Here is a 12,297-nt window from a genome sequence, read left to right on the forward strand (position 1 = left end):
CATAGATTTATGCATTAATATTTATTATTAGTTAAAAATATACGTTAATAATGTTAGTTTGGATTCATTTTAAAGAATAAAAACAGTAAAAAAATGAACATACATCTTTATTGTGCAAGGGAAGGAGTTATAGTACGATTTTGAGTGATACAGCAGAAATGTTGTATATTTATAATTTAATAATGGAGGGAAGACTTGGATGAGCAAGCGAAATCAAAAGTCATCAAAGAGACGTCTCGATTTCTTACCTAACCGTCAGAATAAGTATTCGATACGTAAATTTACGGTCGGTACAGCTTCTATCTTAATCGGTACATTGCTAATCTTTGGTTCGCATCAAGAAGTTGAAGCGGCAGAAACTGAAGAACAAACGCAAGCCGTCGATGCATCGAATGAAGATGAAGCAGAATCAGTAGACACAGACGCAGCAACCGATTCCCCTGAAGTTGATGCATCAGCCCCAACTGAACCATCTCTTGAAGCTGCTACAGATACAGATGAGAATGAACCAGACGTTTCGAAAGACACAACATCATCATTCCAAGCACCATCTGATGAAGTGACAACATCAGATCAAGCAACGGAGCAACCAGAAAGTGAAGGAAACGTAAACGAAGAGACAGAACAACCTACAGAAGCAACACCTAACGATCAAGAGGAGAAACAAGCAGCATCTGAAGCATCAGATATGCACGTTGAAGATGTCGTGCAACATCATGAGCAAGCTGTTGAAGATGTACAAGCGGATTCAAATGATCAAAGTGAACCCGTACCTTCTAAATATGAACAACAAGAAGACCAACCAAAAGCTTCAGTTGATTTATCTCAAGAAGATGTAAACCCAATCCCTAAAGCTGACACTCATGTTGTAGTACCGGTTACGCAACCCGTTGAAGCACTTGAAGTAAAAGCACAAGTTGAGACTTCAACAGTGGAACAAGCAGACGATGTTTTTAAACCTAAACATGCAGTTACACCTGCAGAAAATGATGATGTGACGAATGTTCAAACTGCAGATCTAAATGATTTATCGCCTTCAGAAGTGTCGGCGGTATTGAAAGATTTAGCGAATGAACAAGAACAAAGTAAAGTGAAAGCTGTAGCACCTCAAATACTTTCAAGAGCTGTTAGAGAACCTAACGCTACTAATGGTAATCATCGAGTGGACACGATGAAACGTGCTGAAGTCAACGATTTCCAAAGCTTTGTAAACGCGTTAAATGATAAGCGTGTACAAACGATTGTATTAAACCAAGATATTACTGCACGTAGCAACACACGTTTGAAAGACGGTGTGGGACGTTATATCGTAGTAGAAGGTAACAATCATACAATTAACACAGGTCGATATTTCGTTGAGGCTTTACCTAACTCAGGGCGTTTTGATATTACATTTAAAAATGCGAATATTCAAACAAATCATGATAAAGGTCTCATTTATTTCAACCGTTCAAAACATGATAATCAAGAACTTACTTTTGAAAATGTCACACATACAGGCCATAGCTTGGTAAATGGTAAAAGCAATGTGGATGTGAATTTAGTTGGACACTTCACTACGATAAGTAACGATAATCATGCATCTCGTTCAAATATTACTGCAAAGTCGATTATTGTCAGTGATGATGCAGTGATTAAAGGCCAACGTACAGGTTTAGGAAATGTGTTTGAGGTAGATAAATACGGTGAATTCCTCACTGGTTCTAACGCAAACATTAGTGTCGATGTTTCACCAGTTGATGCATTTAAACATACAAATGGACATACGGCATTTAAATTAAATCAAGGTGCTAGAGTGATATTTGGTAATCATTCAAATGTTCAAATTACTGGTCAAAATATCTTCAGTTTCAGTGATCATGGAAGATTGCAAACTGGTCAAGGTTCACTCATTCGTGTGACGCAAAAAGGTAACGGTAACATTGTTGATATGGGTAGAAATAGTGCGTTTGTTGTAGGACAACGATCACAATTTTTGGCTACTTCTGATGAACATCGTACACCTGGCAGCAATTACGAAGAAAACAATCTCATCGGTTTAGATGGCAATTCTGAAATCATCATCGAAGAATCCGCGAAACTTGTATTGGATGCCAAAAACCACCAGTGGAACACGAAAACAAAATCGCAATATGGGTATTATAATGATTTAGTGAATATTAATGCGAAAGGTCAAGAAACAGCGTTATTACATGTAAAAGATAACGCTACACTCGATTTACGCACGGATAATAGAAACTATTATGCTGAAGTCATTTCTATTCCGTTGTCTGGTAATCATCCAGATCGTAAATTTATCTTTGACCATGCGTATTACGTGAACCTACAGAAAATGAACATCGTCGTAAGCGGTGAAAGTGTTAAACCAGTAGGTAAAAAACCAAACTTAATTTTCATGTCGCCGAAATCACCAGGACATTTCCAATGGAACGGTTCATACATTGTGAAAATGTGGAACCCAACGCATCTGAGTGATCCAGATCAACATGCTGACTCTGATAATGTGTGGGGGAATGTCGTAGATTTAAGAGCAGAACAAGAAGGCTTTAATACAGGTATACCAACATACAACCGAGAACAATCTACAAACTTAAGTAACCAAGGTAAAGCATTATCTCAACTGAACTTAAACTATGCCCAACGACTTGTATTAATCAGTAATCAGTCTGAACATCCAGAAGCGGTTAATCCAGACAACACAGAACATTTTGTTGAAATTCATGATGAGTACAATCCGACATATAACGAAGCAGCAACAAAACCTGGACAGCCTGTTGATTTACCAGTTGTATTCGTTGAAGAGGAAAGAGCATCTCGTGCTGCTACCCCGCCTGAAGGTACGGTTTTCGAGATTGTACGAGATAAAGTACCACCAGGTTGGAATGCCTCTGTTAAACCGAACGGGACATTACAAGTTATTCCGCCAGCAGATGCAATCCCAGGTACTACAGCCGTTATACCAGTGAAAGTGACATTTCCAGATGGTTCGGTAGACGATACAAAAGTGAAAGTGACAATCACTCCGAACGATGCCCAAAGTAACGATCCGGGTTACGGAGACGTTTCGACGAAACCAGGCCAACCAGTAACGGTACCACAAACTGGAGACGAAACATTACCGCCTGGAACAACATTTGAAGTACCGAATGGAAGCGTACCAACTGGATATACAGTAACGGTAGACCCAAATGGCAATGTGACGGTGACGCCACCAGTGGATGCGACGCCTGGTACATCTGTGGACATTCCAGTTAAGGTAACATATCCGGATGGCTCAGTAGATAATACGAAAGTCAAAGTGACGGTAATCCCGAATGACGCGCAAAGCAATGATCCGGGTTACGGAGATGTTTCAACGAAACCAGGCCAACCAGTTACAGTGCCCCAAGTTGGAGATACTGACTTACCACCAGGTACAACATTCGAAGTGCCAGAAGGTAATATTCCACCAGGCTATACAGTAATGGTAGAGCCGAATGGTAATGTGACGGTGACGCCACCAGTAGATGCGCCACCAGGAACATCAGTAGATATACCAGTTAAGGTAACGTATCCAGATGGATCTACAGAGGAAGTGCCAGTTAAAGTAACGATAGATACTCCAGACCCAGGCAACGCACCAGATAAAGGTGAAACACCGGATAACGGAATGACGCCAGATCCAGGCAACGCACCAGATAAAGGTGAAACACCGGATAACGGAATGACGCCAGATCCAGGCAACGAACCAGACAAAGGTGAAACACCAGATAATGGTATGACGCCAGATCCAAACAAAGTTCCGGATAAAGGTGAAACACCGGATAATGGAATAACACCAGCCCCAGGCAAGGAACCGGATAAAGGTGAGACACCAGACAATGGCATGACGCCAGACCCAGGCAAAGAGCCAGATAAAGATGAAACACCAGATAACGGCATGACACCAGATCCAGGCAACGAACCGGACAAAGGTGGAACACCAGATGATGGCATGACGCCAGATCCAGGCAACGAACCGGACAAAGGTGGAACACTAGATGATGGCATGACGCCAGACCCAGGTAAAGGACCAGACAAAGGCGAAACACCAGATAATGGCACTACTCCAGACCCACGCAAAGAACCAGACAAAGGTGAAACACCAGATAACGGCATGACACCAGGTCCAGGCAAAGATCCGGACAAAGGTGAAACATCGGATAATGGTATGACGCCAGACCCAGGCAAAGAGCCAGATAAAGGTGAGACTCCTGATAATGATATGACGCCAGGCCCAGGCAAAGATCCGGATAAAGGTGAAACACCAGATAGTGGTATGACGCCAAATCCGGGTAGCGAACCAGACAAAGGTGAAACACCGAACAATGGAGAGACACCAGATCCAAACAAAGATCCGGATAAAGGTGAAACGCCTGATAATGGAATGACACCTAATCCAGGCAAAGAACCAGACAAAGGTGAAACGCCAGACAATGGCACGAATACAGATCCAGACAATGAGCCTGACAAAGGCGAGACACCGAACAATGGAGAGACACCAGATCCAGGTAGCGAACCAGACAAAGGTGAAACACCAGTTAACGGCATGACCCCAGATCCAGGTAGCGAACCAGACAAAGGTGAAACACCGGATAATGGCATGACCCCAGATCCAGGCAAAGAGCCAGATAAAGGTGAGACTCCTGATAATGGTATGACTCCAGACCCAGGCAAAGAGACAGATAAAGGTGAAACACCAGATAATGGCATGACGCCAGTCCCAGATAACGAACCAAATAAAGGTGATTCATCAGGTTCTGAGCATAAACCTAATCCAGAAGAACCTAAAGACATGAAAGATATGCCTAAAGAAAATATGACATCTGGTAATGATGGAAATATGAATAAGGTGAACTCGCCAAATATGAATACAAATCACGATAAAGATGGTGGCATGACGGGTAACCAACAACCAGTTAAAGCTACAGATGGTGATCATACAATGCATTCAAACATGGATCGTCATACAACTACTGCAATGGAGCCAGAGATGATTTCAAATGATTCTAAACAAATGAAATCAAAAGCACACAGTCATTCATCAATGCAAACAATGACACAGTTACCAGAAACAGGTGAGAGTCAATCACACAATGGCGCTTTATACGGTGGCTTACTTGCAGGTTTAGGTGCACTTCTCCTAGCATACAAACGTAAAAAAGAGGATGAATCATAATACATTTAATTTCTAGGCAGCAGATTTTTCTGCTGTCTAGTTTTTTATAATAAAAATTATCCTCCTCAGTAAACGTAGTACAACTCTTATTTTCTTCATTTACAATTAAATATTTTTAACGATAAAGTTGATGTTCAAGCTTCTTTTAAAAATGATATTCACAAAATTAACAGTGTAAAATACAATTTGTATAAATGTTTGATATAATAGTTAGTAAACACAATGAGAATATTGATATTTAAGCTTTTTCAAATTTTGGAGGTAAACAATGACTATAGAATCGAATATCAAGCAATTAATAGAAACAGCGACAGAATTAGAGGATGCGACTTACGTTTTTCTAAGTTTAGGTAAGGAAAATATCAAAGCGACTGTGAAGTTATTGAAAACTTCACGTAACTTAGAAAGAAATGTGATTAAACAATGTCAAAATTTTAGAAAGAAAACGGGGTCCTATCCTAAATGGATAAAACTGGACATTGTGACTGAAACTGATTCTGTGCCATTTCACGATATAAAACGCCAATTGATAGAAACAAGACGCAATTATATCGATTTTGGTCTTGCATTTGATGATAATTGGAATTTAACTTTTTTACCTGAAGAAATTAATGCGAATGCTTTTGTTCGACCAGATAAGCAAAATGGCGGAATGATGCTCTCTGAAGCTAATATTAATAATTATCTAAGAAAATATACGTCTCATAAAGTAGCGTATAAACATGACACTTATGAAGGCAAAAACGTTACCAAATTTTACACTCAGTCCTATATTAGCGATGAAGAGGGTGTGCATACGTTAGGCGAACGTGGTTATAGAAAAGCACTGCGTAAAGTTGAGGATTTACATAGCGAAATTGATAAACTCATTACGACAAGTGTGCATCATTTAAAAAATGAAATTCAAGAAAATGGACGATTTATCTACGGCTATTTCCCACATTTTGATAAAAAATTAGTAACTATAATATGTTGAGACATAGCTCATCTGCTTATGCGTTAATAGAAGGCTTAGCGTACTTAGGAGAGGATACTTCTGCAGTAGCGCCAGCAATTGATTATGTGATTGATCAACATATTTATGAAAAAGATGGTGCAGGTTATGTCTTTGATGACACAAATGACGTGAATGAAATAAAACTTGGACAAAACGCATCATTTATTTTTGCGGTCGTGGAATATTTAAAACATCATCCTGATGAATCGAAATATCTAAAAGCTGCACAACATGTGGCAAAAGGAATTTTAAACATGATTGATGCAGAATCAGGTAAAACCACACACGTTTTAAATTATCCTGATTTATCTGTGAAAGAAACATTTAGAATTGTCTATTATGATGGGGAAGCTGCGCTCGCATTACTCCGTTTATACCAAGTAGATAAAGATCCATTATGGCTAAAAACAGTTAAACAATTATTCGAAAAATTCATTGCTGAAGATTATTGGAAATATCACGACCACTGGCTCGGTTATTGTACAAATGAATTAGTAAAATATGAAGATGATGAACGTTATTTCAAATTTGGTATTCAAAATGTTTCAGGATACTTAGATTATATTCATAACCGTGAAACCACATTCCCAACATTCTTAGAAATGTTAATGGCGACATACAAATTAATTCAAAAAGCAAAAGAAATGGGACACGAAGACTTAGTGGAATCTCTCATAAATGAAGACTATTTCATGGAAACATTGCATTTACGTGCGGACTATCAACGTACGGGTTATTTCTATCCGGAAATTGCGATGTACTTCAAAAATCCGCAACGTATCTTAGGTGCGTTCTTTATTAAACACCATGGTTATCGTGTACGTATCGATGATATTGAACACTATCTTTCAGGTTATGTACAATATCAAAACGCATTTAAAGGCGAATCAAAATAAAATAAAAACCAATTGTGCAAGGGAACAAATAATAAAATTTTGCTCCCTTGCTTTCTTATAATTAAAAAATATCGTATAATACTTTTTGTAAGGCTTACTTTAATAAAATGCACTTAAAATGTACAATTTCCTATTGAGTTACAGAATACTTTTAGTATAAATTAAGTGCAAGTATTTGATTATTGCTAAATGTTTTAGTTGCGGATCGAATAAATTTTTATATGGGCATTTTAGTCATAAGAGATGAAAGGATTGGCAATTTCATGAAACGAATTTTATTAATTGCGAGTGCGTTTATCGGGCTCATTGTCGGGGCAGGTTTCGCGTCTGGACAAGAAATTTTACAGTATTTTACGAGTTTTGGCATATTAGGTATTATTGCAGCATTTGTAGCCACAGTATTATTCGCGTATGTCGGTATGATGATGATGTGGTTAGGTTATCAATTTAAAGCGACGGGGCATAATGACGTCATCCATCAAATTACGGGAGACAATCCTTTCGGTAAAGGAATCGCTTGGATTGTGGACGTGATTCTCATCATCACAGTCTTTGGATTTGGTGTCGTAATGTTAGCTGGCGGTGGCTCAAGTTTAGAACAACAATTTGGGATTCCACCATTTGTCGGTACATTGTTAATGGCAGTGCTCGTGTTGCTAGCGGGAATGTTGAAAATTGATGGTGTGGTTAAAGTCATCGGTAATATTACGCCGTTACTTATCATCTTCATCCTTCTAGTGGCCGTATATTGTGTCTTTACGATGAAAGGTTCATTTTCTGATATGGACCACATCGCACGTGGACATCAATCTGCATTGTCTAACTGGTTCTTAGCAAGCGTGAACTATGTTTCTCTTAATGTAGGCCTCGGTGCATCAATGACCTTTGTGATGGGCGGTAATGAAAAAGATGGCAAAGTCGCAGCAATCGGCGGATTAGTGGGTGGCTTTGTGTTAGGTTTAATGATTATGCTCAGCCATTTAGCTATATTTTCTAAAATTTCAGTTGTCGGCGATTTACCACTACCTATGTTAGGTATTGTCAATGAATTGTCTCCGATTCTCGGTTTCATCATGGCAATCGTTGTTTATCTCATGATCTTCAATACATGTTTGGGTATGTTTTACGCGTTTGCGACACGATTTACGACAGCCGGAACAACTTCATTCAAACTCGTTTATGCAGCGGTTATCTTTGTAGGCTTTATCATCAGTTTTGTTGGATTTACAGACTTAATGTCTACGCTGTATCCAATTATTGGATACATGGGCTTACTCCTCATGATCTTACTTGTGTATGCACCGATTAAGCTGAAATTAAGTAAAAGTACCCGCGCCTAAGAAAAATTTATAAAAGCATGTTAAGTGAAAATAATCGCTTAGCATGCTTTTTATTTGTGTGATACAGAAATTTAAAAATATAGCATTTTATAAGATATTTTTATAATTTAACAATCTGTGATATACATATAAGTGTAAGAATAAAATGCTAAACTTAAAAATTAAAATTATTTAAGGTTAAGTTGTTTTAAAAAAGGGGAGGATTTAATGAAGTCGAATGTTTCAATTACATTGACTACGATGCTTGTTTTACTATTGATTGGCTTAATACTTTACATAAGTTCTGCCAGTCCAAATGGCTATATCATCGCGTTGATTAGTATCATTTTAATAATTATTGCAGCGCTCCTAGTAGCAAATTTTTTAAAGGAAAATGCCAAGAACAACAGAAATCATTAAAGAGATACCTCACTCGTTCAGTCACTAAACAATAAAGACATATTAAAGAGACCAAACGCGAGTTAAAACAACTCATGTTTGGTCTCTTTTTATTCATTATCGCAAATGTTTCTTAGAATGGTGTAATCCATATACAAAGTAAATGATTAAACCGAATAAGAACCAAAAAGCAGTATAGATTTTAGCTTCTGTACTTAATCCCCAGAATACAAAGATTACACTGATAAATCCAAGGATTGGTAACACTGGGAAGAGTGGCATTTTAAATGCTGGTACTGGAATGTCTTTACCTTCACGACGACGTAATGCTAACACACCAATCGATACGAACATAAAGGCGATTAACGTACCTGCTGAAATTAATTGTGCTAAGAATTCAAATGGGAACATTGACCCAATAATCACTGCGATTGTTGTAATCGTCACTAATGCACGGTTTGGTAAGTGTTTGTCGTTTAATTTTCCTAACCAAGAAGGTAACAAACCATCACGGCCGAATGAATAAAGTAAACGTGAACCTGCGAGCATCATACCGATTAACGCTGTAAACATACCGATCACTGAAATGGCTTGTACAATCACTGCTACGACACCAAATCCGCTTTCACGTAAAGCCCATCCTACTGGCTCTGCGTTATTCGCATATTCAGAGTAGTGGAACATACCAACGAGTACAAGGGCGACCGCTACGAATAATACGACCGCTACGAGCAGTGAACCGAGGATACCACGTGGCATCGTGCGTTGAGGATTAATTGCTTCTGCTGAATTCGCTGCAATAGAGTCAAAACCGATATAAGCCAAGAAAATCATAGAGACCCCAGCATAAATACCTTGCCAACCACCAAATGCACCTGCGTCTGTCATTTTATATTCAGGAATAAATGGAACGTAGTTGTCGAGTTTAATCACTGTAAGCCCTACGACAATAAATAAACCGATTGCTAACACTTTCAAGACAACTAAGATATTTTCAATACGTGCTGCTTCTGATAAGCCAAAGGATAATAATAGAGCTGTAAGTAAGATAACGATAGCAGCAACGATATCGATGATGCCACCTTGATTGCCGAATGTATTGGATAATGCGTCCGGCAGTTTGATGCCTAAAGGTGAAATTAACCCACGTAGGTTAGCAGAGAATCCTGACGCTACAAAGGCGGTTGCGATAAAGTATTCAGCGAGGAGAGCCCAACCGGCTACCCACCCGAAAAGCTCACCGAAGACAACGTTGATCCAGGAATAAGCTGAACCCGCAAATGGCATAGCAGACGCCATTTCAGCATAGGCAAATGACACGAGCCCTGCGACGATCGCAGCGAATAAGAACGACAGTGCGACGGCAGGCCCTGTATGTGTCGCGGCAACGATACCAGGTAATGTAAAGATAGATGTTGAAACAATTGTCCCTATACCGAGTGCCATCACATCACGTACGCGCAATGTACGCATTAAATGTGAATCTTTATCTTGATAAACACGGGGATCTTCCCTTCGTAAGATCTTTTGGAAAAAGTTACTCATTAATCATCACTCCAAATTTTGGATACAACTTTTATAATATGTTGTATCATTAGATAAAAATTATCATACCACATAACGAGGTGTAATAGTTAGATAATTCTAAAAATTAATATAAAATTTTGTAACTTTTTGAATATAATGTGTACAAAGCGTGCTAGAATTGAATTAAAGAAAAAGCACGCATACAAAAAAGCGAGATCGACGTAGGATATCATGTCAATCTCGCTTCTTATTTTTCATTTTTCGAGGGACAAAAGCCTTCATTTTTTCGTTATTTTGTGCAGACGTCACTTTCTATAAATTTCATGTAAAGCTGCGTTATTTGATGATCAATACTGGGATTGGTGCGGCGTTTGCGATTTTATGTGTGACATTGCCTAACACATCTTTCAATCCTGGTTTAGGACGTTTATTACTCATGACGATAATATCATAACCATTATCTTCAATTTCTTTTAAGATACCTTGCTTGATAGAACCAGCAGTGAAGCGGATGTTCACTTCTAAACCAATATCTTCAAGCTCTTTAACAAAGGGGCGAAGTTGGTCAGCTTTTTCTTCAACGAGTTCTTCGTAGTGTTTGTTATCATAACGCACAGATTTTTGTAAATCGATTTCAGGAATGACATTGAGTATTGTGACAGTCGCTTGCGTGTTATTCGCAGTTAAATTGGCAAGTTCTTTTGGCACGTTATGAAATGAATTATCAAAATCATATGCAAGTAAAATATTATTATACATATTAATCACCTCTTCACTCTTATTATATCCTAAAATATTGCGAGTAATGATAATTTAACTTATTAATTATTGAATCGCGTCTAAGCCGATGATGTCAGAGATATGTTCGTAGCCATTTTCTTTTAGGTATTGAGCTAACCCTTTATTAAGTGATTTTGTTAAACCAGGGCCTTGATAAATCAACGCACTATAAATTTGCACGAGTGAGGCACCGTTACGCATCATTGCGATGACATCGTCTGTCGTGAAGATACCACCAGTGGCTATGATTAACATTTTGCCTTTTGTTTGTTGGTAAGCCCATTTCACAAGTTCTAGATTACGTTCGAATAACGGGCGACCACTTAAGCCGCCACTTTGTTCGCGATTTGGAGAATTTAAATTTTCACGTTTTTGCGTTGTGTTCGCTAAAATAAGGCCGTCAAACGTCTGTGTAATCGGCTCTAAAATTTGTTTAAAGTCTTCAAGCTCAATATCAGACGTTAATTTTATGAAAATAGGTGTATTCAAGTTGTGTTGTGATTTGTAGTCTTCAATCGCTTGGCTTAATGACGCAAATTCATCTTTATTGTGGAAGTTCTGCAAATTAGCGGTATTCGGTGAACTGATGTTAATGGTAAAGAATGCTGCATCGTGTTTAAATGTATCGATGACTTTAATATAGTCTGTGTAGCGTTCGTCATAGGAAGTGATTTTGTTCACACCGACATTAATGCCGACGGGTAAATTATAGCTAAATTTGCGTAAATTGCTGAGTGCTTTATTCATACCGATATTGTTAAAGCCCATGCGGTTAATAATCGCATCATCTTCTGGTAGTCGATACATACGCGGTTTAACGTTCCCAGGTTGTGGTAGCGGTGTGATGCCTCCTAATTCAAGTGAACCAAAGCCAGCCATTTCAAGCGCTTTAGGTACTTCACATGATTTGTCGAATCCAGCAGCAAGGCCCACTGGATTGTTAAACGTGATGCCGTGGATACGTTGACTCAACACAGGGTTTTCATAAGTGAATATCCGGCACACCATAGAGAGTGATAAAGGATATTTTTGGCAGATTTTCAAAGCATCGATGGTTTTACCGTGTGCTTCTTCTGCATCCATTTGAAATAACAAAGGTTTAATTAATTTATACATAGTTTGTCGCTCCATTTATAAATAGTTTATTAGGTTAACGTAGACGGTGTAGCAGTATGAAGCTAC

General features: G+C 38.5%; 5 protein-coding genes and 1 pseudogene. 3 read left to right on the forward strand and 3 right to left on the reverse strand.

Features of this window, described 5'->3' with window-relative positions:
- Window positions 1-199: 199 nt before the first annotated feature.
- The 3 genes and pseudogenes from ACSBRB_RS05040 (at window position 200) to ACSBRB_RS05050 (ending at window position 8,430) form a co-directional block, all read left to right on the forward strand.
- On the forward strand, window positions 200-5,197 hold the full coding sequence (locus ACSBRB_RS05040; RefSeq protein WP_435031880.1) for a YPDG domain-containing protein: 4,998 nt from the start codon (window positions 200-202) through the stop codon (window positions 5,195-5,197).
- Window positions 5,198-5,465: 268 nt separating this feature from the next.
- Window positions 5,466-7,090, forward strand: a pseudogene (locus ACSBRB_RS05045) (poly(glycerol-phosphate) alpha-glucosyltransferase).
- 263 nt (window positions 7,091-7,353) lie between these two features.
- Window positions 7,354-8,430, forward strand: a complete 1,077-nt coding sequence (locus ACSBRB_RS05050; RefSeq protein WP_435031881.1) for a YkvI family membrane protein — start codon at window positions 7,354-7,356, stop codon at window positions 8,428-8,430.
- A gap of 495 nt (window positions 8,431-8,925) precedes the next feature.
- Here the strand turns inward: ACSBRB_RS05050 and ACSBRB_RS05055 are convergent, their stop codons facing one another.
- From ACSBRB_RS05055 to ACSBRB_RS05065, 3 genes are all read right to left on the reverse strand, one after another.
- On the reverse strand, window positions 8,926-10,353 hold the full coding sequence (locus tag ACSBRB_RS05055; RefSeq protein WP_150888121.1) for an APC family permease: 1,428 nt from the start codon (window positions 10,351-10,353) through the stop codon (window positions 8,926-8,928).
- Between the two features lie 318 nt (window positions 10,354-10,671).
- The gene (locus ACSBRB_RS05060; RefSeq protein ID WP_059107961.1) at window positions 10,672-11,094 is read right to left on the reverse strand and encodes a universal stress protein; all 423 of its coding nucleotides are present in this window, start codon (window positions 11,092-11,094) and stop codon (window positions 10,672-10,674) included.
- A gap of 66 nt (window positions 11,095-11,160) precedes the next feature.
- The gene (locus ACSBRB_RS05065) at window positions 11,161-12,231 is read right to left on the reverse strand and encodes a quinone-dependent dihydroorotate dehydrogenase (protein ID WP_435031882.1); all 1,071 of its coding nucleotides are present in this window, start codon (window positions 12,229-12,231) and stop codon (window positions 11,161-11,163) included.
- Window positions 12,232-12,297 lie beyond the last annotated feature (66 nt).

Source organism: Staphylococcus auricularis (assembly GCF_051172115.1).
Classification (GTDB): Bacteria; Bacillota; Bacilli; order Staphylococcales; family Staphylococcaceae; genus Staphylococcus; species Staphylococcus auricularis_A.